Here is a 25,995-nt window from a genome sequence, read left to right on the forward strand (position 1 = left end):
CGCGCCACGCTCCGGGGCCTCGCCCCCGGGGCGCGGGGCCTGATCCCGGCTGGCACAGCCCTTGCAATAAGAGGGCATGGACCAACCGATTCGCTCTACCGCCGCGCAGGATCGCGCGCTGCCCCCCAGCCCTTGGCGCCGCTGGCGCCGGCCCTTGATCGGCCTCGTCGCGCTGACCGCACTTGGCGGCCTGGGGGCCTTGAGTGCCCGCCAGCTGCAGAGCCAGCGCCTGCCTCAGTTCCAACTCAGTCAGCTCAGCATCGCCAGCGTCGAACGCGCCGATGTGCAGCGCGATGTGGCGGCGGAAGGCCGTGTGGTCGCGGCCAACAGTCCCACGCTCTTCGCACCCCAAGCCGGCACCCTGCAATGGCAGATCCAGGCCGGTGACTCGGTGACCCAGGGGCAGTTGCTGGCCCGCATTGCCAGCCCCGATCTGCAGGCCCGGGTGCAGCAGGAGCGGGCCGCGGCCGCGGCCGCCCAGGCCGAGGCGCGCCGCGCGCAGGCGGAAGGCGAGAGCGAGCGCGGCCGCGTCCAAGCCGCAGTGGACACCGCGCGCATCGAACTGCAGGCCGCGCTAACGGCCGACAAGCGCCAGCGCGCCGCCTTCGAGGCCGGGGCCACGGCCCGATTGCAATGGGAACAGGCCCAAGACCAGTTGGAGCGCGCGCGCATCCAGCTCAAGCAGGCCGAGAGCGCCCATCGGCTGCGCCTGCAATCGCTGCAATACGAGCTGGAGGCCAAGCAGGCCGCCGCCAATCGCGCAGCCTCGCAGGCCGCCGAACTGGAGCGCCAACTGGCCGCCCTGGAACTGCGCGCGCCCCATGCCGGAGCCGTGGGTTCGCTGCTGGTGGACAACGGCGCCGTGGTGGCCCGCGACGCCAAGCTGCTGACCCTGGTGGACCTGAGCCAGCTGGATGTGCAGATTCAGGTGCCCGAGGGCCAGGCGCGCGAACTCAGCCTGGGCTTGCCCGGCGAGGTGCGAGTGGCCGGCCAACCGGTGGCGGCCAAGCTGATCTCGATCTCGCCCGAGGTCGTCAATGGCGAGGTGGCCGCGCGCCTGCGCTTTGTGGGCAGCCAACCGCCCGAGCTGCGCCAGAACCAACGTCTCTCGGCCCGGGTGCTGCTGGAACGCAAGCCCCAGGTGGCCAGCCTGCCGCGCGGCAGCTTCATCGAGCAAGGCGGTGGGCGTTTCGCCTATGTACTGCGGGCCGATGGCCGCGCCGAGCGCCGCGACATCCGCCTGGGCGCGCAGTCGCTGGAGCGGGTCGAGGTGTTGTCAGGCTTGAAGCTGGGCGAGCGTGTCGTCGTCTCGGGTCTGGATGGCGTGGGCGAGGCCCGCGAACTGCAAATCAATTGAGGAGAAACAGATGCTGAAGATGCAAAACCTGAGCAAGGTCTACCGCACCGAGTTGGTCGAGACCCAGGCCCTGAACGACTTCCATCTGGAGGTCAAGGCGGGGGACTTCGTCGCCGTCACCGGGCCCTCGGGCTCGGGCAAGACCACTTTTCTGACCATTGCCGGCCTGCTCGAGTCGCCCAGTGGGGGACTGTTCGAACTGGACGGCCAGGACGTGAGCCGGCTCAGCGATGCCGAACGCTCGCGCCTGCGCAACGAGAAGATCGGCTTCATCTTTCAGGCCTTCAATCTGATCCCGGACCTGAACGTGCTGGAAAACATCGAGGTGCCGCTGCATTACCGCGGTTTCAAGGCCGCCGAGCGCCGACGCCGCGCCTTGGAGGCCCTGGAGCGCGTGGGCTTGAGCGGCCGCGCCGGGCACCTGCCCAGCCAGCTCAGCGGGGGCCAGCAGCAACGTGTGGCCATCGCCCGCGCGCTGGCCGGCTCGCCCAAGATCCTGCTGGCCGACGAGCCCACGGGCAATCTGGACAGTCAGATGGCGCGTGCGGTGATGGAACTGCTGGAAGAACTGCACCGCGACGGCGCCACCTTGGTGATGGTCACGCACGACCCACAGCTGGCCGCGCGAGCACCTCGCCATGTGCAGGTCATCGATGGCCGGGTCATCGACAGCCAGCACCTGAGTCTGGCTGCCGTCGCATGAAGAAGCCCCTGATCGCCCTCGCCTTGGCCGCCAGCATGGCGCCCGGCTGGGCCATGGATCTGCTGGAACTGCACAGCCAGGCCCGGGCCCAGGCCCCCAGCCTGCTCCAGAGCGAGGCTCGGGTGGGCGAGCAGCAGGCCCTGTGGCGCCAGACCCGCGCCCAGCTGTTGCCCCAGGCCGATGCCAGCTGGGGCCCGCAGCGCGAACGCGGCGGCGCCGGCAGCGAGAGAGTCAGCCGCATCCAGGTCAGCCAGAGCCTGGTCAATCTGCAGGCCTGGCGGCAGAGCGCCGCCCAAGCCAGCGCCGTGGAAGCCCAGCAACAACTGCTGCAAGCCAGTGAACAAGCCCTGCGTCTGCGCTCGGCCAGCCTTTACCTGCAAGTTCTGGCGGCCGAAGGCCAGGCGCGGACTCAGGCCGAACTGGAGGTGGCCTACGCCACCGAGGCCCAGCGCATGGCGGTGCGCCTGCGCGAGGGTCTGAGCGCAGCCGTGGACGCGGCGCAGGCCCAGGCCTTCCACCGCCTGGCCCAGATCAATGCCCAAGGCGCGCAGGCCCGGCTGGCGCAGGCGCGCGCGGCCCTGTTGGCCCATGCGGGATTGAGCGCCTGGCCATCACTCACCCCCCTGCCCGCCCAGCAACTGCCGCCGGCACTGACCTTGGACATCGACAGCGCTGCGGATGCGCCGGAACTGCGCGCCCTGGCCCTGCAACGCCAGTCGCGCGCCGAACAGCTGGACGCCGAGCGCGCCGCCGCCCTGCCCGCATTGACCCTGCGCGCCGAAGCCAGCCGCGTAGATTCCGGCCGCTGGGCCCAACAGGCCCAGCTGCAGCTCAGCCTGCCCCTTCTCGATGGCGGCGCACGCAGCGCCCGCCGCGACGCTGCGGCCGAGCGCCTGCGAATCGCTGCGGCCGAACAAGACGCCGCGCAGCGCGAGCAACGCCGTGAACTCAGCAGCCAGCTGCAGCGCCTGCAAGCCGCACGCGCCCAGGCCGAGGCCGCCGCCGCAGGCGAGCAAGCCGCAGCGCAGGCACTCCAGGCCATGCGCCACGGCCAGGAACTGGGCAGCCGCAGCACCTCTGATGTCCTGCTGGCCATCCAGACCCTGGGCCAGCTGCGCACGCAGGGCCTGCAGGCCCAGCTCGAGGCCTGGCTGGCCTGGCTGGAAGCCTTGCAGGTCGCCGGTCAGTTGGACGACGCGGCACTCAACACCTTGAATCAATCGCTGAAGGAAGCCTGAAATGTGGCTTGAACACCTGAAAACCGCCTGGCGCTCGCTGCGCCGCACCCCCGTGCTGAGCGCCCTGATGGTGGCCGCGCTGGGCCTGGGCGTGGGCATCTGCATGACCACGCTGACGGTCTACCACCTGCTGGCCAAGACCCCCATGGAGCACAAGGCCGAGCGCGTGTTTCGCGTGCAGCTGGACGCCGAGGACCTGGTTGGCTTTCGCCCGGGCGAGGAGCCCGAGGCACAGCTGACCCGCACCGACGCCGAAAACCTGCTGCAGGCTGCCAAAGGCCTGCGCCAGGTCCTGATGAGTGGCAGCAATCTCGCCATCGGCCTGCCCGACTCGACCGAAGCCCCCACGATTGAACGCCTGCGCCAGACCAGCGCCGACTTCTTCGCATTGTTTGAAACCCCGTTTGCCCATGGCAGCGCTTGGACGGCGCAGGACGATGCCGCCGAAGCCCGCGTCGTCGTGCTCGGCCATGCGCTCAACCAGCGCCTATTTGGTGGTGAGAACAGCGTGGGCCGCGAAGTCGCCGTGGGCGGCAACCGCCTGCGCGTGGTGGGAGTGCTCAAGCCCTGGGCGATGAATCCCCATGTCTACGACATGAGCAACGGCGTCTATGACGCGCAGGAAGCCTTCTACATGCCCTTCTCCACGGCCCGCACGTTCAAGTTCGGGCGCAGCGGAAACATGAACTGCTGGGGCGATCTGCAGGGGCGCAACCCGCTGGACCGCGATGTCAGTTGCGCCTGGGTGCAGTACTGGGTCGAACTGGAGTCGGCCGCCGCCGCGCCGGCATTTCGCGACTATCTGAAACAGTACAGCGAGGCCCAGCGACAGGCCGGGCGCTTTCAACGGCCCGTGAATGTGCGCCTCTACGACATCCCCAGCGTGCTGCGCATCGACAAGGTGCTGCCCGCCGATGTGCGGCTGCAATCTGCCCTGGCCTTCGCCTTCCTGGCCGTGTGTCTGGTGAATATGGTGGGCCTGCAGTTGGCCAAGACCCTGCGCCGCAGCAGCGAAATCGGCGTGCGCCGGGCACTGGGCGCGCGCCGTACCCAGGTGTTCGCGCAGGTGCTGGTGGAGTCCGGGCTGATCGGCTTGCTGGGCGCGGGCTTGGGTCTGCTATTGGCCGTGGGCGGGCTGTGGCTGCTGCGCCAGGGTCCGGCGGAATACGCCAGCCTGGCGCGAATGGACTTGGCCATGCTGGGCGCCACCCTGCTGATCTCCCTGATGGCCGCGCTGCTGGCCGGCCTGTTGCCGGCCTGGCGTGCCGCCACCCTCAACCCTGCACCGTTGCTGAAGGCCGCCTGATCATGCTCAGCCAATTCGCTCCCATCCTCTCCACCCTCAAGCGCCACAAGATCGCCGCCGGACTGATCGTTCTCGAAGTGGCGCTGAGCTTCGCCCTGATCAGCAACGCCCTGCATGTGGTGCAACAGCGGGTGAGCGCACTCAATTCGCCCACGGGCCTGCCCGAGTCTGAACTGCTGGCGATCGAGGTGCGCGCCACCCGGCGCCTGAGCAACCCCGATCAGCTCAGCGCCGAAGACCTGCGTCGCTTGCGCGCACTGCCGGGTGTGCAGGCGGTCAGCATCGCCAACCAGGTGCTCTATGGCGACAACAGCAACAACAGCGGCGCTTACACCGAACCCGAGCAAAAGGGTTTGCGCCTGTTCCTCTCCACCTACGAGGGCGATGAGCACATGCTCAAAGCCCACGGCATGAAGCTGCTCGCGGGGCGCGCCTTTCTGCCCGACGAGGTGCAGCTGAGTTCCACCCTGCGCAGCCAGGCGGAACCGCGGGTGCCGGTGATCATCGTCAACCGTGCAGTGGCCGAGGCCCTGGCCCCAGGCCGGCCGCTGGAGACGGTGCTGGGTCGGGCGCTCCACATCTATGGCGAGCCCGGGGCGCGCATCGTCGGCGTGGTCGATGGCCTGCAACCACCCTATCCGCGTGAGGCCCGAGATGGCCGCTATGCGAGCTTGGTGCCGGTCGCACACAGCTACCGCAGCGGCAGCTACATCCTGCGCGTGGCCCCGGCCGATCAGGCCCGCGTGCTGGCCGCGGCGCGCCAGATCTTCAAGGAGGTGGAACCCAGCCGCCTGGTGCTGCGGACCCAGACGCTGCTCCAGATGCGCCAACGCTATTGGGCGCCGGACCGCGCCCTGGTCTGGACCCTGGTGGGCGTGTGCAGCGCGCTGCTGGTCATCACCGCACTGGGCATCGTCGGCCTGGCCAGCTTCTGGGTGGAACAACGCGGCCGCATGATCGGTATTCGTCGCGCTCTGGGCGCCACGCGCAGCGACATCCTGCGCTACTTCCAGCTGGAGAACGCGCTTCTATGCGGCCTGGGCGTGTTGCTGGGCACGGGCGCGGCCCTGGGCATCAATCAATGGCTGGTGGCCAGCCAAGGCCTGCCGGTGCGGCCTCTCATGCATCTGCTGCCGGCCGCCGTCACGCTGCTGCTGCTGGGTCAGCTGGCGGTCTGGGCCCCGGCCCGACGCGCCTCGGGCCTGGCCCCTGCCCTGGCCATGCGCGCGGGCTGAGACACTGCGCACCATGCCCACGCTTCTGGTCATTGACGACAACCCCGATGTCTGCGCCGCCCTGCAGCTGATGTTCTCGCTGCACGGCATCACCACCCTCAGCGCCGGCTCGCCGGAGCAGGGTTTGAAACAGCTGGCGCGCGCCGATCTGGTGATCCAAGACATGAACTTCAGCGCCGACACCACCAGCGGCGCTGAGGGCGTGGCCCTGTTCCAGCAGATCCGGGCGCGCGCCCCCGATCTGCCCATCATCCTGCTGACCGCCTGGACGCAGCTGGAGCGCGCGGTCGAACTGGTCAAGGCCGGGGCGGCCGACTACCTGGGCAAGCCCTGGGACGACAGCAAGCTCTTGGCCACCGTGCAAAACCTGCTGGAACTCGGTGAAGCCCAGGGCCGGCTGCGCGAACAGGCGCGCCAGCAGCGGCAACGGCGCGAACGCCTGCAGCAGCAGTTGCAGCTGGACGGCCTGGTGGCCGAGTCCCCGGCCATGCTGAGCCTGCTGGAGCTGGCGGCCCCCGTGGCGCGCTCCACCCTGCCCACCCTGATCACCGGGCCCAACGGCAGCGGCAAAGAACGCATCGCCCAACTGCTGCACGCCAATTCGCCCCGGGCTGGCCGCCCGCTGGTGGCACTGAACTGCGGTGCCCTGCCTTCCGAGCTGATCGAGGCTGAACTCTTCGGCGCCGAAGCCGGTGCCTACACCGGAGCGCAGAAGGCGCGCATCGGCCATATCGAATCGGCCGACGGCGGGACTCTGTTTCTGGACGAGATCGGCAACCTGCCACTCTCCGGCCAGGCCAAGCTGCTGCGGGTGCTGGAAACCGGCGAATTCCAGCGCCTGGGCTCGGCCAAGCTGCAGCGCGCCGATGTGCGCCTGATCAGCGCCACCAATGCCGATCTGCCGGCCCAGATTCGCACCGGGCAGTTCCGCGAGGACTTGTACTACCGGCTCAATGGCATTGAGTTGCGCCTGGCGCCCTTGGCCGAACGGGTGGAGGACATCGAGCCCCTGGCCGAGCAGTTCCTGGGCGGCCGCGGCGTCCTCAGCGAAGGTGCGCGCGAACGCCTGCGCCAACATCCCTGGCCGGGCAATGTGCGGGAGCTGCGCCACTGCATGGAACGGGCCCTGTTGCTGGCCCAGGAGCACCCCATCCAAACCGAGCATCTGGCCCTGGGCGCGGCCCCCATCGAAGCGCGCAATCTGGACGAACCCAGCCGCCCCGTGCTGCAAGCCGCGCTGCAGGCCGCGGGCGGCAACATCAGTCGCGTGGCGGCGCAGTTCGGTCTCTCGCGCCAGGCCGTGTACCGCCGCCTGCACCACCACGGGCTATGAGACTGAGCACCCTGCTTGGGCTCTTGCTGCTGGCCGGCGCCCTCGCACTGCTGGGCCTGCAGCAATTGCTGCTGCGCTGGTTCAATCCCTTGGCCGCAGGCCTGGCGGCGGCGGCCCTGCTGGCCCTGCCCTTGGCCTGGACCCTGGGCCGTTTGTTGGAGCCCCTGCGCCAGCTGCTGGCTGCGCTGGACAGCCTGGTGCAAAGCTGGCGCGAGGGCGACTTCAGCGCCCGCATGGGCGCCCCGGACCAGCCCGCCGAGCTTCGAGCGCTCGCCCTTTCGCACCAGGAGCTGTCTCGCGCCATCCAGCAGCAGCGCCAGCAACTTGCGCAGCGCGAGTTGCTGCTCGACACCCTGGTGCAGCACACTCCAGTGGCCCTGCTGCTGCTGGATGCCCAAGGCCGCGTGGCCCTGGACAACTTGGCCGCACGTACCCTGCTGGCCGAGGGCCGACGGCTGCAAGGGCTGGACTGGGAGACCCTCGTATCACGCGCCCCGGCCGAGTTGGCCGCCCTTCTGCGCGAGGGCCAGATGGGGCGGGATGGTTTGGTGCCCGTGGAGGAAGGCCATTGGCTGCTCTCGCAGCGCGCCCTGAACCTGCAGGGACAGGCGCACCGCCTGCTGCTGCTGCGCCCCTTGAGCCAGGAGCTGGCACGCCAGGAAGTCCAGAGCTGGAAGCGCGTGCTGCGCGTGCTCAGCCACGAGCTGAACAATTCGCTGGCTCCCATCTCCTCGTTGGCCCACAGCGGCGCCACCTTGAGCGAACGCGCGGCTCAGAGCGACATCGCCCAGGTCTTTGAGCGCATCGGCGAACGGGCTCGCCATCTGCACAGTTTTCTGAGCGGCTACGCCCAGTTCGCCAAATTGCCATCACCGCAGCCCGCGCCGCTGGACTGGGCCGCCCTGGTGCAACGCCTGGCCCTGCTGCAGCCGCTGCGCCTGGCGGGCGCCTTGCCGGAGCGCCCCGGCCACGCCGACGCCGCCCAACTCGAGCAGGCCCTGCTCAATCTGCTCAAAAACGCCCATGAGGCCGGCGGGCCGTCCGAGGCCGTGGAGCTGAGCATCCGCGAACAGCAGGGCGAATGGCAGCTCAGCGTGGCCGACCGCGGCCCGGGCGCCAGCGACGCCGTGCTGGCCCAGGCCCTACTGCCCTTCTATTCCACCAAGCGCGGCGGCACCGGCCTGGGCCTGGCCCTGGCGCGCGAGATCGCCGAGGCCCATGGCGGACGCTTGAGCCTGCGGCGGCGCGCGCAGGGCGGCTTGCGTGCGACCCTGAGCCTACCGCTGCAGGTTTGAACGACGCTCAGCCGAGCAATCGCTCCAATGCCAGCACGAAAAAGAAACCAGCCGCAGCGATCAAAGTCCACTTCAGGAGGCTGACCCCCAGGCGCTGCCAGCGCGGCTGGCGCTTGACCAGGGCCATGACAAAGCAGCCCAGCGAAACCAGCAGCAGCAGGCCGAAGACGACGCGAAAAAGAATCATCATCACCAAGCCGGCGGCAACTCGGCAAAGCCGGCCGGCGCATCTTTGGCGTGGTGAAACTCGACGATTTCCCAGGCCTCGGGATCGGCCAGCAAGGCACGCAGCAGCTCGTTGTTCAGGGCATGACCGCCCTTGAAGCTGGTGTAGGCCGCCAGCAAGGGGTGCCCGGCCACCTGCATGTCGCCGATGGCATCAAGGATCTTGTGCTTCACGAACTCGTCGTCATAGCGCAGGCCCTCGGCGTTCAGGACCTTGTAGTCGTCGACGACGATGGCGTTGTCCATATTGCCGCCCAGGGTCAGGCCGCGCGAGCGCATCAGCTCGATGTCGCTGGTCATGCCAAAGGTCCGGGCGCGGGCAATTTCCTTCTTATAGGCGCCGGAGCCCATGTCGAAGGTGTAGTGGCTGCCGGTGGCGGCCACGGCGGGGTTGTCGAACTCGATCTCGAAGGTCAGGGTGTAGCCGTGCAGGGGTTGCAGACGCGCCCACATCAGACGCTTGCCTTCGCCTCGCCGAACCTCCACCGTCTTCTTCACGCGCAAGAAGCGCTTGGGGAAGCTCTGCTCTTGCAAGCCCGCCGACTGCAGCAAATAAACAAAGCTGGCCGCCGAACCATCCAGGATGGGCACCTCGTCGGCGCTGATGTCGATGTAAAGGTTGTCCAGCCCCAATCCAGCACAGGCGCTGAGCAGGTGCTCGATGGTCTGCACCTTGGGGGCGCCGGGATCGCCACCCGGGCTGATGGTGGTGGCCATGCGGGTGTCGCACACGGCCTGCGGATTCACCGGAATCTCGACCGGCTGGGCCAGATCGGTGCGGCGAAACACCAGGCCGGTATTCACCGGCGCCGGGCGCAGCACCAATTCGACCTTGCGACCGCTGTGGATGCCCACGCCGACGGCGCGGGTGATGGATTGAATGGTTCTTTGAGCCAGCATGGGCGGGATTGTCGCGGCCTCAAGACAGAAGGGCCCACGCCTGTGGCGTGAGCCCTGACTATTTCAGCGATAGCCCTCGAAGGGGATGTCGGACCTTGCAAGCGTCCCGCACCCCAACCCGGCCCACCGACCCAGCCCTCAATCGGCCTGGCGGCGCAGGAAAGCGGGAATCTCGATGTCGTCCAGGCCCGAGGCCGACAAGGCATCGACCTTCTGCGCGGCGCGGCCAAAGCGCCAGACGCTCGGCATGTCGCGCTGGCCGAAATCACCCGCCGGGGTGCCCACGCCCATCGTGGTCTGTGCGGCAGCCTGGGCGCCCATGGCCGTGCTGGCCACCGCCTGGGTCAGGATGGGCAGGTTGTCGGTGCCGGTACGGATCACGGTCATCGGCGGGCGCTCAGCCACACGCTCACGTTGCTGCTGACCGCCGCTCAGGCCGGTGGCGATCACCGTCACGCGCAGCTGGTCACCCAGGCTGTCGTCGTAGGCGGTGCCGTAGATGACATGGGCATCTTCGTGGGCCAGACGCTTGATGGCGTTCATGGCAGCACGGGACTCGGCCAGCTTGAAGGTGTTGCGCGAGGCGGCAATCAGCACCAGCACGCCGCGCGCACCGGTCAGGTTGATGCCGTCCAGCAGCGGGCAGGCCATGGCCTGCTCAGCGGCCTTGGTGGCGCGGTCCGGGCCGCCGGCCTGGGCCGTGCCCATCAAGGCCTTGCCCGGCTCTTGCATCACCGTGCGCACGTCCTGGAAGTCCAGGTTCACCAGGCCGGGCAAATGAATCACATCCGAGATGCCGCCCACGGCGTTCTTCAGCACATCGTTGCCAAAGGCGAAGGCCTGCTCCTGCGTGGCGTCGTCGCCCAGCACATCCAGCAGGCGGTCGTTCAACACCACGATCAGGGAGTCGACATTGGCTTCGAGCTCCGCCAGGCCGCTCTCGGCCTGCTTGTTGCGGCGCGAACCCTCGAAGTCGAAGGGGCGGGTCACGACACCCACCGTCAAGATGCCCATGTCCTTGGCCACCTTGGCGATCACCGGCGCCGCGCCGGTGCCGGTGCCGCCGCCCATGCCGGCCGTGATGAAGAGCAGGTCGGTGCCGTCCAGCACTTCACGCAGCCGATCTTCGGCTTCGTGCGCGGCTTCCTTGCCGCGCTCGGGGATGGCGCCGGCGCCCAAGCCGCTGCGGCCGAGCTGGATCACGTGGTCCGCGCGGCTTTGATTGAGCGCCTGCGCATCGGTATTGGCAGCAATGAATTCGACGCCCTGCACGTGCTGGTCAATCATGTGGTCAACGGCATTGCCGCCGCCGCCCCCCACGCCGATGACCTTGATGCGCGTACCTTGGTTGAACTCTTCGATCATTTCGATGGCCATACCTACCTCCGTGAACCGCGCGATTGTCACGCGCAAACTGCTAAAAATCTAGACTAGATACCCTCTTTTTAAGGGGATCTATTAAAAAAACTGCCTCAGAAAGTCCCGGCAAACCAGTCCTTGAAGCGATGCATCAGGGTTTTCATGGAGCCCGCCTGCTGCGCCGCCTTAAAACCTCGGGTGCGGGCCAGGCGGGCCTCTTCCAGCAAACCCATGACCGTGCTGGAACGCGGATTGGCCACCATGTCGAAAAGTGCCCCGCTATACGTCGGGTTGCCGCGTCGAACGGGTTTGAGGAACATGTCCTCAGCCAATTCGATCATCCCCGGCATGACTGCTGAGCCACCCGCCAACACGATGCCGGAACTGAGTAACTCTTCGTACCCGGACTCACGAATGACTTGATGCACGAGCGCAAAGATTTCTTCGACACGGGGTTCAATAACCCCTGCAAGTGCTTGTTTTGAAAGCATCCGCGGCGCCCGATCACCCAAACCCGGCACTTCCAATTGGGCCTGGGGGTCGGCCAGCATTTGCTTGGCCACCCCAAACTCCACCTTGATTTCCTCAGCATCCTTGGTCGGGGTGCGCAGGGCCATCGCGATATCGGAGGTGATGAGGTCACCTGCGATCGGAATGACGGCGGTATGACGGATGGAGCCGCCGGTGAAGATCGCCACATCGGTGGTGCCGGCCCCAATGTCGACCAGCGCCACGCCCAATTCCCGCTCGTCGGCGGTGAGCGCGGCCAAACTGCTCGCGCTGGGATTGAGCACCAACTGCTCAACTTCCAGACCACAGCGGCGCACGCACTTGATGATGTTTTCCGCCGCCGATTGAGCCCCGGTCACGATATGCACCTTGACCTCCAGGCGCCCACCGCTCATTCCAATGGGTTCTTTGACCTCGTGGCCATCGATCACAAACTCCTGCGGCTCCACCAGCAGCAGGCGCTGATCATTCGGGATATTGATGGCCTTGGCGGTTTCCACCACCCGCGCCACATCCACCGGTGTGACTTCTTTGTCACGCACGATGACCATGCCGGTAGAGTTTTGCCCGCGAATATGGCTGCCAGTGATCCCCGTGAAAACCCGGGTGATTTTGCAATCTGCCATCATTTCGGCTTCTTTCAGCGCCTGCTGAATCGCCTGCACCGTGGCGTCGATGTTCACCACCACCCCGCGCTTCAAACCGTGGGATGGCGCCAGCCCCAAGCCCGCCAAGCGCAATTCGCCGCCCGGCATCACCTCTCCGACCACGGCCATGATCTTGGACGTACCAATATCCAGGCCGACCACCAGATCTTTGTATTCCTTGGCCATCTAGGGTTTCCTCTTGGTTTTTTGATTGACTGGGGTGGTGCCGATACCCGCCAAGCGCAGGGCATAACCGTCGGTATGGCGTAAATCGGCCGAAGCCACTGTGGTTTGGAAACGCTTGGCCACGGCCAGCGCATGGGGCAAAAACTGTCGGTAGCGCGCCAGCAACTCGTCTTCGCTGCCACGTCCGAGCTCGATCTGGGCCCCGCTCTCCCAAGCCAGGCGCCAGCTGCCGCGACCCGAGAGCTCCAGCTTGACCACGGTCTCGCCCAGGCTTTGGCTGGGGCCTTGAAGTTGCTGCCACAGACGCATCACTGTGGGCGCACTGCCATGCGGCCCGGAGAACTGCGGCAGGCCGTCGTCTTCCACATCACCCAGATTGGCCTGAAAAACCTCGCCGTGGCTGTTCAGCAAGGCGCGCTCGGGAGCCGGCTCGCCCCAATCGCCCCGGCCGTCCCACAGCGCTACGGCGCGGTGTTCTTCCAGCACCACCCGCAGCTGACCCGGCCACACGCGTTGCACGGTGGCGCGGCGCACCCAGGGGGCGGCTTCAAAGGCAGCCCGCGCGCGCGCCAAATTCATGCTCAGGAAGTTGCCCTCCAGATGCGGCATGGCATTGGCCCGCAGGGTTGCCAGGCTGTTGCGCTCGACATCGCCCTCGATGCGAATCTGGCGCCACTCAAACACCGGACGCTTGGCCAGCCACAGCGCCCCGGCCGTCAGCATCAACAGCACGGCCAGCCCCGCCAACACAGGCGCGGCCAGCTTCATCCAGCGGATGTCGCTGGGCAGGCTGTCGATGGAGGCGGCGTCAGCCATGAAAGTCAGGCCTTCTTGTCCAAACGGGCTTGCGCGAGCAACCACAGACAGAGCTGCGGATAGGCCAGGCCCACCTGGGCGGCGGCCTTGGGCACCAAGGAATGACTGGTCATGCCCGGGCTGGTGTTCATCTCCAGCAGGAAGGGCTTCATGTCGGACTTGCGCAGCATGATGTCGGCCCGGCCCCAGCCGCGGCAGCCCAGCAGGCGGTAGGCCTTCAGCACCTCGGCCTGGATCTGTGCTTCCAGCGCGGCCGGCAGGGTGCCAAACAGGTATTCGGTGCTGTCGGTGATGTACTTGTTTTCGTAGTTGTAGTCGCCACCGACCGCGCGGATCTCGACCACGGGCAGGGCCTGCGCCAGCGCCCCGTCACCCAGCACCGCGCAAGTGAGCTCGGGGCCTTCGATGCATTCCTCGAACAGCAACTCGTCGTCGAAGCCCAGTGCCAGTTCCACCGCGCCCTGCATTTCCGAATAGCCCTTGGCCTTGCTGATGCCGATCGAGCTGCCCTCGTGCGGCGGCTTGACCATGACGGGCAGGCCCAGTTCGTCGGGGATGGTGCGCACGCGCTCGCGCGTGAGTTCAGCGCGGCTCAAGGCCAGATGGCGCGGGGTGGAGAGGCCTTCGGCCAGCCAGATGCGCTTGGTCATGGTCTTGTCCATGGCCACCGCCGAGGCCGTGACGCCCGAGCCGGTGTAAGGCAGGCCCAAGCACTCCAGGGCGCCTTGCAGGGTGCCGTCCTCACCACCGCGTCCGTGCAAGGCGATGAAGGCGCGGGCAAAGCCCTCGGTCTTCAAGTCTTGCAGTGCGCGCTCGGCCGGATCGAAGGCATGGGCATCGACGCCCACAGCCTGCAGGGCGGCCAGCACACCGCTGCCGCTCATCAGGGACACCGGGCGCTCGGCGCTGCTGCCGCCAAACAGCACGGCCACCTTGCCCAGGGCTTTCACATCGATGGAGGACAGATCGAAGCTCATGAAATCAGTTTTTGGAAAAGTGTTCGGCCACGCGGCCAGGCAGGCTGTTCATCGAACCCGCGCCCATGCCGATGACCACGTCGCCGGCCTGCGTCATGGCGGCCAGCGCGGCGGGCATGTCGGCCACCTCGGGGACGAAGAGCGGCTCCTTGCCGCCCAGGCGCAGTGCGCGTGCCAGCGCACGGCCGTCGGCGGCCGGAATGGGCGCCTCGCCGGCGCTGTAGACCTCGGTCAGCAGCACCGCGTCGGCCTGGCCCATCACGTGCACGAAGTCTTCGAAGCAATCGCGCGTGCGGGTGTAGCGATGGGGCTGAAAGGCGAGCACGATGCGCTGGCCCGGGAAGGCGCCGCGCGCAGCCGACAGCACCGCCGCCATCTCCACCGGATGGTGGCCGTAGTCGTCGATCAAAAGGAACTCGCCGCCGTCGCGGGCAGGCCACTGGCCGCGGCGCTGGAAGCGCCGGCCCACACCCTCGAACTTGGCCAGGGCGCGGGCAATCGCCGCGTCGTCCAGTTCCAGTTCGGTCGCAATGGCAATGGCGGCCAAGGCATTGCGCACATTGTGTTCACCGGGCAGGTTCAAGGTGACCTGCAGGTCGGGCATCTGCACCCCGTTGCGGCGCTGGCAGGTGAAGCGCATCTGCCCCCCGGCCAGGGCCTGTACGTCCACCGCACGCACCTGGCAGTCCTCGCTCAGGCCATAGCGCACCAGCGGGCGCTCAATGCGGCCGACGATGGCGGCCACACCGGGGTCGTCGCCGCAGACCACGGCTGCGCCATAGAAGGGCATGCGGTGCAGGAAGTCGACGAAGGCCTGGTGCAGGCGCTCCACCGAGTGCCCATAGGTGTCCATGTGGTCCTGGTCGATATTGGTCACGACCGAGAGCACCGGGCTCAGGTTCAGGAAGGAGGCATCGCTCTCGTCGGCCTCGACCACGATGAAGTCACCCTTGCCCAAGGCCGAGTTGGCCCCGGCCGCATTGAGCAGGCCACCGATCACGAAGGTCGGGTCCATGCCCGCCTCGACCAGGATGGACGTCACCAGCGAAGTCGTGGTGGTCTTGCCGTGCGTGCCGGCGATGGCGATGCCGGACTTCAGGCGCATCAGCTCCGCCAGCATCACCGCACGCGGCACCACCGGCACCCGGGCAGCGCGGGCGGCCAGCACCTCGGGGTTGTCGGCCTTGACGGCTGTGGAGGTGACCACGGCCTGCGCGCCCGCGATCTGCTCGGCCGCGTGGCCGATGAAGACTTTCAGGCCCAGGCCGGCCAGGCGCTCCGTCACCGCACTGGCATGGGCGTCGCTGCCGCTGACCGTGAAGCCCAGGTTGTGCAGGATCTCGGCGATGCCGGACATGCCCGCGCCGCCGACGCCGACGAAGTGGATGTGCTTGACCGCATGTTTCATGCGCGGCTCCCCGAAGTCAGCAAACCGCTTCGGCGGCATGCCCCATGCGCGACAAAGTGGATGGTCTTGACCGCGTGTTTCATCAGCGGTTCTCCTTGGCCACCAGGGCCTCAATCTGATCGGCCACGCGCTGTGCCGCGCCGGCCCGGTGTTGAGCGCGGGCGGCCTGCGCCAGTTGCAGGCAGCGCTCGCGCGTGAGTTCACGCAGCAGTTGGGCCACGCGCTCGGGCGTGGCCTCGGCCTGCGGCAGGTGGATGGCGGCCTGCAAGCCGGCCAAGTGCTCGGCGTTGTCGCGCTGGTGCGCGGTGGTGCTCACCACCAGGGGCACCAGCACCGCCGCCACGCCGGCGGCGCACAACTCGCTGACCGTGATGGCGCCGGCACGGCAAATCACCAGATCGGCGGCGGCCAGTTCGCCCGCCATGTCATCGATGAAGGGGCGTACGTCCACCTTAATGCCGCGCTCGTCGTAGTCGGCCTGCACCTCGGCCAGGTTGGCATTGCCGGTCTGGTGCAAGAGGTGCGGCCGCTGCGCCGGCTCCAGCAGGGCCAGTGCGGCTGGCAGGGCTTGGTTGAGCGCTCGCGCACCCAGCGAGCCGCCCACCACCAGCACGCGCAAAGGGCCAGTGCGCCCGGCATAGCGCTGGGCCGGGGGGTCCAGGCATTCGATCGCCGCACGCACCGGGTTGCCCGTGACCAAGCCGTTTTGCAGGCCGCGCACCGCGCTGCCGTCAAAGCCAAAGGCAACGCGGTCGGCCAGGGGCAGCAAGGCCTTGTTGGAGAGCAACAGGCCAGCGTCGGCATTCACCAGCACTAGCGGCTTGTTCAGCCAGGAAGCCATCATCCCGCCAGGGAAGCAGACATAGCCTCCCATGCCCAGCACGGCGTCGGCCTTGCGCCTTTTCAGGATGGCGCGGCAATCCCAGAACGCCTTGAGCAGGCGCAGGCCACCCAGCAGGGTCTGCACCATGTTCTTGCCACGCAGGCCGCTGAAGGCGATTCGGTCGAGCTCGATGCCCGCCTTGGGCACCAGCTGGTTTTCCATGCCGGTCTGGGTGCCCAGCCAGCTGACCGTCCAGCCCCGAGCCTTGATCTCGGCCGCAAGTGCCAGCCCCGGGATGATGTGGCCGCCGGTGCCGGCGGCCATGATGACGAGATGCTTACGGCTCATGCGCGGCCTCCGCGCATGAGTTGCCTGTTCTGGCTGGCGCCGAAACCGCTCGCCGTCCGGGCCACACCCGTCCGCACCTTGCTGCGCAAGCTGCTCATGCGCGGCCTCCGCGCATGAGTTGGCGGTTTTCCAGATCCACTCTCAACACCACCGCCAAGGCAATCAGGTTCATCAGTACCGCCGAGCCGCCAAACGACAGCAAGGGCAAGGTCAGCCCCTTGGTCGGCAAGGCGCCCAGGTTCACCCCGATGTTGATGAAGGCCTGACCGCCCATCCAGATGCCCACGCCCTGGGCATAGAGGCCGGCGAACACGCGGTCCAGCGCGATGGCCTGGCGGCCGATCTGCACCACACGGCGTGTCAGCCAGAAGAAGGCAAAGATCACCAGGGCCACGCCAACCAGACCGAGTTCCTCGCCGATCACGGCCAACAGAAAGTCGGTATGCGCCTCGGGCAAGTAGTGCAGCTTTTCCAGCGAGCCGCCCACACCCTGACCGAACCACTCACCGCGGCCGAAGGCGATCAGGCTATGGGTCAGCTGATAGGCCTTGCCGGCGGCGTACTTCTCGTCCCAGGGGTTCAGGTAGGCAAAGATGCGTTCGCGGCGGAACTCGCTGAAGCTGATCATCAGCACGAAGGCGCCGATCAACACCAGCAGCACCAGGCTGAACATGCGGCCGTTCACGCCGCCCAGGAACAGCACGCCAATGGCGATGGCGGCGATCACCATGAAGGCACCCATATCGGGCTCGGCCAGCAAGAGCACACCCAGCAGGCCCACCGTGGCCAGCATGGGCCAGACGGCCTTCCAGAAGTTCTCGCGCAGGTCCATCTTGCGCACCATGTAGCTGGCGCCGTACATGGCAATCGCGATCTTGGCGAACTCCGAGGGCTGGAAGTCCATCAGTCCCAGCGGAATCCAGCGCCGCGCGCCATTCACCACCTTGCCGATGCCGGGGATCAGCACCAGGATCAAGAGCACGATGGCGCCCATCGCCATCCAGGGTGCGGCACGTTCCCACACGCGCAAAGGGATCTGGGTGCACAGCAGAGCGCAGACCAAGCCCACGCCAATGGCGCGCAGATGCCGCACCAGGAAGTGGGTGGACTCGTAGCGCGCAAACTTGGGGCTGTCCGGCAGCGCGATGCTGGCCGAATAGACCATCACCAAACCCAGGCACAAGAGACAGATCACCACCCAGACCAAGAGCAGATCGAAGCCATGCGCACGCGACACCTGGGTGCTGTGGATGGGCACGCCATCGCGCACCGGCAGGGTCAGGCCCTCGCCACCGGCGCCACGCAGCTTGGTCCACAGGCCAGCGAAGTTCACAGTGCCAGCCCTCCCCGCTCGGCCACCAACTCTTGCGCGGCGGCCACAAAGACCTCGGCACGGTGGGCGTAGTTGCGGAACATGTCCAGCGAGGCACAGGCCGGGCTGAGCAGCACGGTGTCACCGCCCTGGGCCTGGGCGTAGGACCAACGCGTGGCCTCCTCCAGGCTGGCAAAGCGCCCAACGCTCAGAGAACCGCCCTGCAACAGGGCCGCCAGTTCCTCGGCATCCTTGCCGATGAGGGCGACGCTGCGCGCATGGCGCAGGATGGGTTCGCGTAAGGGGCTGAAGTCTTGGCCTTTGCCGTCGCCACCCAAAACCAGGCAGAGCTTGGCGCCTTCCCTGTCAGCGCCCAGGCCCGCAATGGCCGCGACGGTCGCGCCCACATTGGTGCCCTTGCTGTCGTCCACAAAGTCCACGCCGTCCAGAGTCAGCACCCACTCCACACGGTGCGGCTCGCCCTGGTAATCGCGCAGCGCATGCAGCATGGGGGCGAGCGGACAGCCAATCTCGGTGGCCAGGGCCAAGGCGGCCAGCGCATTGGCGCTGTTGTGGCGCCCCCGGATGCGCAAGGCGTCGGCCGGCATCAGGCGCTGGATCTGCAGCTCCTCCTCGGCCTGGGCCGCGCCGCGCTTCTTGCGCAGGCTGGGCGTTTCATCCAAGGGCAGCGCGCGCACCAACCAGGCCACGCCGGCTTCCTCGATCAGCCCGAAATCACCGGGCGCCTGCGGGGCATTCAAGCCAAAGCGGCAGACACTGCGCGGCGTCCACTTCACGCTCACCTTCAGCGGCTTGCCGCGCGCGCCCACCGGCGGCGGCGGGGCGGTGGGCACCAGGCCCTCCACCAAGGCGTCATCGCGGTTGATGACCATCAGCGCCTGGCTGCCATAGATGCGACCCTTGGCCGCGGCATAGGCCTGCATGTCGCCATGCCAGTCCAGATGGTCCTGCGTGATGTTGAGCACCACCGCTGCGCTGGGCTCGAAGTCCCGCACCCCGTCGAGCTGGAAGCTGGAGAGCTCCAGCACCCAGACCTGGGGCAGGTGCTCGTACTCCGGCGCGCGCGGCGGCGGGGGCTGGATGGGCAGCTCGGCCTGCTCCAACAGCTCATCCAACTGCTCCATCGACACCCCGTCGTCTTCGGCCGGGGCGTCGGGCTGCTCTTCGGGCATGACCAGATCCAGCTGCTGTGCCTGCTCAGCGACCTTGGCGTGCCCTTGCGTGCGCAGGGCCTGGCTCAGGGTGTCCAGCAGGGTCGGGCCGATATTGCCAGCAACCGCCACGCGCAGGCCGGCGGCCGCGCAGAGCTGGCCCGTCAGCGAGGTGGTGGTGGTCTTGCCATTGGTGCCGGTGATGGCCAGCACATGGGGCGCGTATTGCCACTCGCTCTTCAGCGCAGCCAGGGCTTGGGCAAACAGATCGAGTTCACCCTGCAGCGCCACCCCGCGTTCGCGCGCGGCCGCCAGCAGCGGCGCGATGCGCACATCAAGCGGCGCCAGGCCAGGGCTCTTGAGCACCCGGCTCACGCCGTCTAGGGCCGTCAGCTGCAATTCACCCTGCAGCCGCTCGGCCTTGGGTACAAAGGTGCGCAGGGCGGCGTCCTGCGGTGCGTGGTCGCGCGAGTCCCAGACCTGGACGCGTGCCGCGCCCTGCCAATGGGCCCAGGCAGCCATGGCCAGGCCGGAGTCGCCCAGACCCAGCACCAGCACCGATTCGTCGCGCAGCAGATTGAGCATGATCAGCGCAGCTTCAGGGAGGCCAGGCCAACCAGGCAGAGCAGCATGGTGATGATCCAGAACCGGATCACCACCTGGGTCTCGGTCCAGCCGCTCTTCTCGAAGTGGTGGTGCAGCGGGCTCATCTTCAGGATGCGCCGACCCTCGCCGTACTTCTTCTTCGTGTACTTGAAGTAGCTGACCTGCAGCATCACCGAGAGCGCCTCGGCCACGAAGATGCCGCCCATGATGCCCAGCACGATTTCCTGGCGCGTGATGACGGCGATGGTGCCCAGGGCGCCGCCCAGGGCCAGCGCGCCCACATCGCCCATGAAGACCTGGGCCGGGTGGGCGTTGAACCACAGAAAGGCCAGCCCCGCACCGGCCATGGCGGCGCAGAAGATCAAGAGCTCGCCCGCCCCCGGGATGTAAGGAAAGAACAGGTACTTCGAGAACACCGAGCTGCCGGTCACGTAGGCGAACACGCCCAGGGCCGAGCCCACCATCACCACCGGCATGATGGCCAGGCCATCCAGGCCGTCGGTGAGGTTCACGGCGTTGGAGCTGCCCACGATCACGAAGTAGCTCAAGAGGATGAAGCCCCAGACGCCCAGCGGCATGCTGATGGTCTTGAAGAAGGGCACCATCAGGTCGGCCTTGGGCGGCAGCTCGGTCGCGAAGCCGCTGGTGACCCAGCGGAAGAACAACTCGGCCACGCGCAGGAAGCTCGTTTCGGACACCGAGAAGGCGAGGTAGAGCGCGGCAATCAGGCCAATCACCGACTGCCAGAAGAACTTCTCACGGCTCTTCATGCCCTCGGGGTTCTTGTCGACCACCTTGCGCCAGTCGTCCACCCAACCGATCGCCCCGAAGCCAAAGGTCACCACCATCACCACCCAGACGAAACGGTTGCTCCAGTCAAACCACAGCAGGGTGGAGACGGCGATGCCGATCAGGATCAGCACCCCACCCATGGTGGGTGTGCCACTCTTGGCCAGATGGCTTTGCACGCCGTAGGCGCGCACCGGCTGGCCGATCTTCAGCGCCGCCAGGCTGCGGATCACCCAGGGGCCAAAGGCCAAGCCGATCAGCAGGGCCGTCATCGCGCTCATCACGGCGCGGAAGGTGATGTACTGAAACACGCGCAGCCAGCCCCACTCGGGGTAGAGCTGTTGCAACCATTGGGCCAGGGCCAGCAGCATCAGGCGGCTCCTTCTTCAGAACTAGGGCCCCCTGACCTGACGCTTTGCGTCAGGCCCCCCGGGGGGGGTGAGGAAACTTGGGAGCGGCCCGGCGTTTCCTCAAGAGCACGCAGAGCGGCCACGGCCAGCTCCATGCGGGTGAAGCGCGAACCCTTGGCCAGCACGCTGCGGGCTGGCGGGTGCTCGTTCGCAATGGCGGCAGCGAGGGCGGCCGAGTCGGAGAACACACGGGCTGCAGCCCCATAGGCGGCCGCCGCGTGCTGCACGGCGCTGCCGGCGCACCACAGATGCTCGATGCCACGCTCGCGCGCCAGCTCACCCACCTCGGCGTGGAAGGCCGGGCCCTGGTCGCCGACCTCACCCATGTCGCCCATCAGCAGCCAACGCGGCCCTTCCAGGCCAGCCAGCAGCTCGATGGCGGCGCGCATCGAGTCCGGGTTGGCGTTGTAGCTGTCGTCCACCAGGGTCAGCGCGCGGCCGTCCAGACGCAGAGTGCTGAGCGCCGAGCGGCCCTTGGCGGCCTGGAATCCTTCCAGGCCCTTTTGAATCGCAGCCAGCGGCGCCCCGGCGGCCAGCGCACAGGCACAGGCCGCCAACGCATTGCGCAGGTTGTGCACACCCGGCAGGGCCAGCACCACCGGCAGCTCACCGGCCGGGGTGTGCATCTGCACCGCCCAATGCGTGCCCAGCCACTGCGCATCGGCGCGCACATCGGCCTCGCCCTGCAGTGCAAAGCTCAGGTGCGGGCGGCTGCCGGCCAGCTCAAACCAGATCGGCGCGCAAGGGTCGTCGGCCGGGAACACCGCCACACCCGTGGGCGGCAGCGCCTGCAACACCGCACCGTTCTCGCGCGCGGTGGCTTCCACCGTGGCCATGAACTCCTGGTGCTCGCGCTGCGCGTTGTTCACCAGGGCCACGGTGGGCGCAGCCAGCCGCGCCAGCGGAGCGATCTCGCCCGGATGGTTCATGCCGATCTCGACCACGGCGGCGTGGTGACCGTGCTCCGCATCCAGGCGCAGCAGGGTCAGCGGCACGCCAATGTCGTTGTTGAAATTGCCGGCCGTGGCCAGGAAGCCCGCCTCGCCCTGCCAGGCGCGAAGGATGCTGGCGATCATCTGCGTCACGGTCGTCTTGCCGTTCGAACCCGTCACCGCAATCAGCGGCAGGCTCTGGCGGGCGCGCCAAGCGCCGGCCAATTCGGCCAGGGCGACCCGGGTGTCGCTCACCTGGATGCCATTCAACCCATCAAGGCCGCGTTCGGCCAAGGCCGCCACGGCCCCAGTGGCCGCCGCCTGAGGCAGGAAGTCGTGCGCATCAAAACGCTCACCCTTCAAAGCCACGAAGAGGTCGCCGGCCTGAAGACTGCGCGTGTCGGTGTGCACGCGCGCGAAGGCGATGGCGCCATTCCCCACCAGTTCGGCGGCGACACCGCGCTGCTGCAGGGCCTGGCAGGCCTCGGCCAAGGTCCACATGCTCATAGACCGGCCCGCTCGATCAGCGCCGCACGCGCCTGTTGGGAGTCGTCAAACGGGTGCTTGATGCCCTGGATCTCCTGGTAGTCCTCGTGCCCCTTGCCGGCCACCACCACCACATCGGCCGCGGCCGCGCCCAACACCGCCTGGCGAATGGCCTCGGCACGGTTCTCGATCACCTGATGCGGGGCTGCGCCCACACCGGCGGCAATGTCGGCCAGGATCTGCTCGGGCGGTTCGCTGCGCGGGTTGTCGCTGGTCAGGATCACGCGGTCGGCCAGGCGGGCGGCAATGGCGCCCATCTGCGGGCGCTTGCTGCGGTCGCGGTCGCCGCCACAACCAAACACGGCGTGCAACTGACCACCGCGCGCAGCAGCCAGGGGCTTGAGGGCCGAGAGCGCCTTGTCCAGCGCATCCGGGGTGTGGGCATAGTCCACCACCACCATCGGCAACTCGGTGCCGCGGCCGATGCGCTGCTGGCGCCCGGGCACCGGGGTCACGGGGGCGGCGGCGGCGATCGCCTCATCCAAGCCCAGGCCCAGGGCGCGCAGGGCGCCCAGCACACCGAGCCAGTTGTGCACGTTGTAGTCGCCGATCAGGCCGGTCTGCACCGCACAGCGCTCGGCGCCTTCGATGACCTCGAAGGCCAAGCCCTGGGCGGTGTAGCGAACCTCGGCGGCGCGCAGACGTGCGCCCTCGCTCAAGCCCACGGTCCAGACCTCCAAGCGGCCCTGGCCCTGCAGCTCCGCCGCCCAGGCCGCGCCCTGCGCGTCGTCGACGTGTAGCACCGCGGCTTGCAGGCCCTCCCAGTCGAACAGCTTGCGCTTGGCGGCCGCATAGGCGGCCATGGTGCCGTGGTAGTCCAGATGGTCCTGGGTCAGGTTGGTGAACTGCGCAACCTTGATGCGCGTGCCCGGCAGGCGGTGCTCTTCGATGCCATGCGAGCTGGCCTCGATCGCGCAGGCCGCAAAGCCGGCCGCGCGCATGGCGGCAAAGCCGGCCTGCAGGCGCACCGGGTCGGGCGTGGTCAGGCCGGTGAATTCGATCGGCATGGGGCTGGCCGAGCCGTCCACCGCCGGCGGCTCGCCCACGCCCAGCGTCCCCACCACGCCGCAGCGGCGACCGGCGCGACTCAGGGCCTGAGCAGTCCACCAGGCGGTGCTGGTCTTGCCATTGGTGCCCGTCACGGCCACCACATCCAGGGCCTCGGTCGGATTGCCCAAGAACTCGGCAGCGATGCGGCCGGTGTGACGCTTGAGTTCCGGCAGGGCGGCCACGCGGGCGTCGTCAAAGCCGAAGGCCTCGACGCCATCGGCCTCCACCAAGCAGGTCGAAGCCCCCGCCGCCAGGGCCTGGGCGACGAACTCGCGGCCGTCGCGGGCATAGCCCGGCCAGGCCACGAAGGCATCGCCCGCGCGCAGCTGGCGGCTGTCGCTGACCAATCGGCCGGTGCACCACTCGCGCAGCCAGCGCGCAGCGGCCTCGGGAGACTTGAGTCGGGTAATCGGCATAGGGCCTCAAAAACTTTCGAGCACGGGGGCCTGCTTGGCCCCCGCGTTCATCGCCACGATCTGGCTTTGCACGTCCAGATCAGGCGCCACATTCATCAAGCGCAGGGTCTGTGCCACCACCTGGCTGAACACCGGGGCAGCCACCGCGCCGCCGTAATAGACGCCGTTGCTGGGCTCGTCGACCATCACCGCCACCACCACGCGGGGCTTGCTGATCGGCGACAGGCCCACAAACCAGCTGCGGTATTTGTTGCTGGCGTATCCCTTGCCTTCCTGCTTGTGCGCGGTGCCGCTCTTGCCGCCCACGCTGTAACCCAGCACCTGCGCCTTGGGGCCGGTGCCTTGGGTCGTGGTGGCCATCTCCAGCATGGTGCGCACCTCGCGCGCGGTCTCGGGGGAGAACACGCGCACGCCCTGCACCGGCTCGCCGGGCTGGCGCTTGTTCAGGGTGACGGGCAGCAACTCACCATCGTGCGCAAACACGGTGTAGGCGCGTGCCAGCTGCAACAAGCTGGCCGACAGGCCGTAGCCATAGCTCATGGTGGCCTGCTCGATCGGGCGCCAGCTCTTCCAGGGGCGCAGCCGGCCGCTGACGGCACCGGGGAACTGCAGCTGCGGGCGCTGCCCCAAGCCGATGCCGCTGAACATCTCGTGCATCTCCTGGCGCTCGAACATCATGGCCAGCTTGGTGGTGCCCACATTGCTGGACTTTTGAATCACCTGCTGCACCGTCAGCGCGTCGTAGCGGTGCACGTCGGTGGGATGCCAGCCGCTGATGTTGATGCTGCTCGGATTGGCATTGATGACCGTGTCGGGCTTGACCTTGCCGGATTCGAGGGCCAGCGCGGCGACGAAGGGCTTCATGGTCGAGCCCGGCTCGAACACATCGGTGATGGCGCGGTTGCGCAGCTGATTGCCGGTCAGGTTTTTGCGCGTGGCGGGGTCGAAGCTGGGGTAATTGGCCAGCGCCAGCACCTCGCCGGTCTGGGCATCCAGCACCACCACCGAGCCGGCCTTGGCCTTGTGCTCGGCCACCGCGTCGCGCAGGCGCTGGTAGGCGAAAAACTGCACCTTGGCATCCAGCGAGAGCTGCACATCCTGACCATGCTGGGCCGGCAGGGTGTCGCCCATGTCTTCGACGATGCGGCCCAGGCGGTCACGCACCACGGCACGGCGGCCGTCCTGGCCCTGGAGCTGGCGCTGGAAGGCCAGCTCGATGCCCTCTTGACCACGGTCTTCCAGATTGGTGAAGCCCACCACATGGGCCGAGGCCTCGCCTTCGGGGTAGCGGCGACGGAACTCGCGGTCCTGGTAAACGCCCTTGATCTTGGCGGCCTTCAGGGCCTGGGAACTGGCGTCGTCCAGCTCGCGCTTGAGCCACACAAAGCGGCCCGGGCTGGCGAGCTTTTTGTCGAGCTCAGCCTGAGGCAGGTCCAGCAGCTTGGCCAGTTCGGCCACACGGCTGCGGTCCACTTCCTGCGGCACGCCCCAAGCTGAGGGTACCGCCACGCTGGAAGCCAGCAAGCTGCCATTGCGATCCTGGATGCGACCGCGACTGGCGGGCAACTCCAGGGTGGCGCCATAGCGCTGCTCGCCCTGGGTCTGGAAGAAGTCCTCGGCCCAGACCTGCACGTACACCGCCCGCCCCAGCAGGCCGGCGAAGGCCAGACCCACACCGGCCACCAGCAGACGCGAGCGCCAGACCGGCGTCTTCACGTTCAGCAGCGGACTGCTGGCATAGCTCAGCGTCGGTGCGGACTCGGTGTTGCGGCGGAACAGCTTCATGGGGCGGAGGCGGCGGGGACGGCCGCAGCAGCCGAGGCGGCGGCCATCACAGGGGTGTTCAGGGTCACGGCCGGGGTGATGGCGCGCATCTGCAGGCGCTCGCGGGCCAGTTGCTCGACGCGTAGATTGGTGGCCTCGGCCTCGCGTTCGGCACGCAGATGCTGCAAGTCAGCATCGAGCTTGCGGGCCTCGAACTTGCCGCGCTCCAGCGCCGCGAACAGGCGGCGATGCTCATGGCTTTGGCGCACCAAATGCAAGGCCGACAGCACCACGGCCAGCAGCAGCAAGATGTTGATGCGCAGCAGCACGGT

The 25,995-nt window shown here is 67.8% G+C and carries 22 protein-coding genes; 7 read left to right on the forward strand and 15 right to left on the reverse strand.

Features of this window, described 5'->3' with window-relative positions; genetic code table 11:
* Nucleotides 1-76: 76 nt before the first annotated feature.
* Genes FF090_RS14980 through FF090_RS15010 form a run of 7 tightly spaced genes read left to right on the forward strand, consistent with a single transcriptional unit; the run spans nt 77 to nt 8,467 of the window.
* Nucleotides 77-1,357 (forward strand): efflux RND transporter periplasmic adaptor subunit, encoded by a 1,281-nt coding sequence (locus FF090_RS14980; protein ID WP_138857485.1) that lies wholly within the window; start codon nt 77-79, stop codon nt 1,355-1,357.
* Between the two features lie 10 nt (nt 1,358-1,367).
* Nucleotides 1,368-2,060 carry an ABC transporter ATP-binding protein gene (locus FF090_RS14985; protein ID WP_138857486.1) on the forward strand — a complete coding sequence of 231 codons (693 nt, stop codon included), beginning with the start codon at nt 1,368-1,370 and terminating at the stop codon, nt 2,058-2,060.
* Nucleotides 2,057-3,298 carry a TolC family protein gene (locus FF090_RS14990; RefSeq protein ID WP_138857487.1) on the forward strand — a complete coding sequence of 414 codons (1,242 nt, stop codon included), beginning with the start codon at nt 2,057-2,059 and terminating at the stop codon, nt 3,296-3,298. Before FF090_RS14985 ends, FF090_RS14990 begins: the two co-directional genes overlap by 4 nt.
* A 1-nt stretch (nt 3,299) precedes the next feature.
* Nucleotides 3,300-4,604 carry an ABC transporter permease gene (locus FF090_RS14995; RefSeq protein ID WP_138857488.1) on the forward strand — a complete coding sequence of 435 codons (1,305 nt, stop codon included), beginning with the start codon at nt 3,300-3,302 and terminating at the stop codon, nt 4,602-4,604.
* A gap of 2 nt (nt 4,605-4,606) precedes the next feature.
* Entirely contained in the window at nt 4,607-5,839 is a 1,233-nt protein-coding gene (locus tag FF090_RS15000; protein ID WP_138857489.1) for an ABC transporter permease, read from the forward strand.
* Between the two features lie 13 nt (nt 5,840-5,852).
* Nucleotides 5,853-7,172: a sigma-54-dependent transcriptional regulator gene (locus tag FF090_RS15005; RefSeq protein WP_138857490.1), complete on the forward strand. Its 1,320-nt coding sequence runs from the start codon at nt 5,853-5,855 to the stop codon at nt 7,170-7,172.
* Nucleotides 7,169-8,467: a sensor histidine kinase gene (locus FF090_RS15010; RefSeq protein ID WP_138857491.1), complete on the forward strand. Its 1,299-nt coding sequence runs from the start codon at nt 7,169-7,171 to the stop codon at nt 8,465-8,467. Before FF090_RS15005 ends, FF090_RS15010 begins: the two co-directional genes overlap by 4 nt.
* Nucleotides 8,468-8,474: 7 nt before the next feature.
* Here FF090_RS15010 and FF090_RS15015 read toward each other — a convergent pair whose 3' ends face one another.
* From FF090_RS15015 to ftsL, 15 genes are all read right to left on the reverse strand, one after another.
* The gene (locus tag FF090_RS15015; RefSeq protein WP_310732975.1) at nt 8,475-8,657 is read right to left on the reverse strand and encodes a hypothetical protein; all 183 of its coding nucleotides are present in this window, start codon (nt 8,655-8,657) and stop codon (nt 8,475-8,477) included.
* Complete coding sequence (gene lpxC, locus FF090_RS15020; protein ID WP_138857492.1) at nt 8,657-9,592, reverse strand: UDP-3-O-acyl-N-acetylglucosamine deacetylase; 936 nt, start codon at nt 9,590-9,592, stop codon at nt 8,657-8,659. Before lpxC ends, FF090_RS15015 begins: the two co-directional genes overlap by 1 nt.
* 138 nt (nt 9,593-9,730) lie before the next feature.
* Nucleotides 9,731-10,969 (reverse strand): cell division protein FtsZ, encoded by a 1,239-nt coding sequence (gene ftsZ / locus FF090_RS15025; protein ID WP_138857493.1) that lies wholly within the window; start codon nt 10,967-10,969, stop codon nt 9,731-9,733.
* 95 nt (nt 10,970-11,064) lie between these two features.
* A complete protein-coding gene (ftsA, locus tag FF090_RS15030; RefSeq protein ID WP_138857494.1) occupies nt 11,065-12,294 on the reverse strand; it encodes a cell division protein FtsA in 1,230 nt (409 codons plus the stop codon).
* A complete protein-coding gene (locus tag FF090_RS15035) occupies nt 12,295-13,110 on the reverse strand; it encodes a cell division protein FtsQ/DivIB (RefSeq protein ID WP_138857495.1) in 816 nt (271 codons plus the stop codon).
* Between the two features lie 5 nt (nt 13,111-13,115).
* Nucleotides 13,116-14,087: a D-alanine--D-alanine ligase gene (locus FF090_RS15040; RefSeq protein WP_138857496.1), complete on the reverse strand. Its 972-nt coding sequence runs from the start codon at nt 14,085-14,087 to the stop codon at nt 13,116-13,118.
* 4 nt (nt 14,088-14,091) lie between these two features.
* On the reverse strand, nt 14,092-15,495 hold the full coding sequence (gene murC, locus FF090_RS15045) for a UDP-N-acetylmuramate--L-alanine ligase (protein ID WP_138857497.1): 1,404 nt from the start codon (nt 15,493-15,495) through the stop codon (nt 14,092-14,094).
* Nucleotides 15,496-15,577: 82 nt separating this feature from the next.
* Entirely contained in the window at nt 15,578-16,666 is a 1,089-nt protein-coding gene (gene murG, locus FF090_RS15050) for an undecaprenyldiphospho-muramoylpentapeptide beta-N-acetylglucosaminyltransferase (RefSeq protein WP_138857498.1), read from the reverse strand.
* Between the two features lie 94 nt (nt 16,667-16,760).
* Nucleotides 16,761-17,999 carry a putative lipid II flippase FtsW gene (gene ftsW, locus FF090_RS15055; protein WP_138857499.1) on the reverse strand — a complete coding sequence of 413 codons (1,239 nt, stop codon included), beginning with the start codon at nt 17,997-17,999 and terminating at the stop codon, nt 16,761-16,763.
* Complete coding sequence (locus FF090_RS15060; RefSeq protein ID WP_138857500.1) at nt 17,996-19,735, reverse strand: Mur ligase family protein; 1,740 nt, start codon at nt 19,733-19,735, stop codon at nt 17,996-17,998. The genes ftsW and FF090_RS15060 overlap by 4 nt, the downstream gene beginning before the upstream one ends.
* A 2-nt stretch (nt 19,736-19,737) precedes the next feature.
* Nucleotides 19,738-20,916, reverse strand: coding sequence for a phospho-N-acetylmuramoyl-pentapeptide-transferase (gene mraY / locus FF090_RS15065; protein WP_138857501.1), 1,179 nt, complete (start codon nt 20,914-20,916; stop codon nt 19,738-19,740).
* On the reverse strand, nt 20,916-22,394 hold the full coding sequence (locus FF090_RS15070; protein WP_138857502.1) for a UDP-N-acetylmuramoyl-tripeptide--D-alanyl-D-alanine ligase: 1,479 nt from the start codon (nt 22,392-22,394) through the stop codon (nt 20,916-20,918). The genes mraY and FF090_RS15070 overlap by 1 nt, the downstream gene beginning before the upstream one ends.
* The gene (locus tag FF090_RS15075) at nt 22,391-23,899 is read right to left on the reverse strand and encodes a UDP-N-acetylmuramoyl-L-alanyl-D-glutamate--2,6-diaminopimelate ligase (protein ID WP_138857503.1); all 1,509 of its coding nucleotides are present in this window, start codon (nt 23,897-23,899) and stop codon (nt 22,391-22,393) included. The genes FF090_RS15070 and FF090_RS15075 overlap by 4 nt, the downstream gene beginning before the upstream one ends.
* A 6-nt stretch (nt 23,900-23,905) precedes the next feature.
* Nucleotides 23,906-25,684, reverse strand: coding sequence for a peptidoglycan D,D-transpeptidase FtsI family protein (locus FF090_RS15080; RefSeq protein ID WP_138857504.1), 1,779 nt, complete (start codon nt 25,682-25,684; stop codon nt 23,906-23,908).
* Complete coding sequence (ftsL, locus tag FF090_RS15085; protein ID WP_246071435.1) at nt 25,681-25,992, reverse strand: cell division protein FtsL; 312 nt, start codon at nt 25,990-25,992, stop codon at nt 25,681-25,683. Before ftsL ends, FF090_RS15080 begins: the two co-directional genes overlap by 4 nt.
* Between the last annotated feature and the right edge of the window lie 3 nt (nt 25,993-25,995).

Origin of the sequence: Inhella inkyongensis (assembly GCF_005952805.1) — a bacterium.
Taxonomy (GTDB): Bacteria; Pseudomonadota; Gammaproteobacteria; order Burkholderiales; family Burkholderiaceae_C; genus Inhella; species Inhella inkyongensis.

Coding starts and splice junctions, on each gene's coding strand:
- FF090_RS14980 (WP_138857485.1), top strand. CDS start 77: ATGGACCAACCGATTCGCTCTACCGCCGCGCAGGATCGCGCGCTGCCC.
- FF090_RS14985 (WP_138857486.1), top strand. CDS start 1,368: ATGCTGAAGATGCAAAACCTGAGCAAGGTCTACCGCACCGAGTTGGTC.
- FF090_RS14990 (WP_138857487.1), top strand. CDS start 2,057: ATGAAGAAGCCCCTGATCGCCCTCGCCTTGGCCGCCAGCATGGCGCCC.
- FF090_RS14995 (WP_138857488.1), top strand. CDS start 3,300: ATGTGGCTTGAACACCTGAAAACCGCCTGGCGCTCGCTGCGCCGCACC.
- FF090_RS15000 (WP_138857489.1), top strand. CDS start 4,607: ATGCTCAGCCAATTCGCTCCCATCCTCTCCACCCTCAAGCGCCACAAG.
- FF090_RS15005 (WP_138857490.1), top strand. CDS start 5,853: ATGCCCACGCTTCTGGTCATTGACGACAACCCCGATGTCTGCGCCGCC.
- FF090_RS15010 (WP_138857491.1), top strand. CDS start 7,169: ATGAGACTGAGCACCCTGCTTGGGCTCTTGCTGCTGGCCGGCGCCCTC.
- FF090_RS15015 (WP_310732975.1), bottom strand. CDS start 8,657: ATGATGATTCTTTTTCGCGTCGTCTTCGGCCTGCTGCTGCTGGTTTCG.
- lpxC (WP_138857492.1), bottom strand. CDS start 9,592: ATGCTGGCTCAAAGAACCATTCAATCCATCACCCGCGCCGTCGGCGTG.
- ftsZ (WP_138857493.1), bottom strand. CDS start 10,969: ATGGCCATCGAAATGATCGAAGAGTTCAACCAAGGTACGCGCATCAAG.
- ftsA (WP_138857494.1), bottom strand. CDS start 12,294: ATGGCCAAGGAATACAAAGATCTGGTGGTCGGCCTGGATATTGGTACG.
- FF090_RS15035 (WP_138857495.1), bottom strand. CDS start 13,110: ATGGCTGACGCCGCCTCCATCGACAGCCTGCCCAGCGACATCCGCTGG.
- FF090_RS15040 (WP_138857496.1), bottom strand. CDS start 14,087: ATGAGCTTCGATCTGTCCTCCATCGATGTGAAAGCCCTGGGCAAGGTG.
- murC (WP_138857497.1), bottom strand. CDS start 15,495: ATGAAACATGCGGTCAAGCACATCCACTTCGTCGGCGTCGGCGGCGCG.
- murG (WP_138857498.1), bottom strand. CDS start 16,666: ATGAGCCGTAAGCATCTCGTCATCATGGCCGCCGGCACCGGCGGCCAC.
- FF090_RS15060 (WP_138857500.1), bottom strand. CDS start 19,735: ATGCTCAATCTGCTGCGCGACGAATCGGTGCTGGTGCTGGGTCTGGGC.
- mraY (WP_138857501.1), bottom strand. CDS start 20,916: ATGCTGCTGGCCCTGGCCCAATGGTTGCAACAGCTCTACCCCGAGTGG.
- FF090_RS15070 (WP_138857502.1), bottom strand. CDS start 22,394: ATGAGCATGTGGACCTTGGCCGAGGCCTGCCAGGCCCTGCAGCAGCGC.
- FF090_RS15075 (WP_138857503.1), bottom strand. CDS start 23,899: ATGCCGATTACCCGACTCAAGTCTCCCGAGGCCGCTGCGCGCTGGCTG.
- FF090_RS15080 (WP_138857504.1), bottom strand. CDS start 25,684: ATGAAGCTGTTCCGCCGCAACACCGAGTCCGCACCGACGCTGAGCTAT.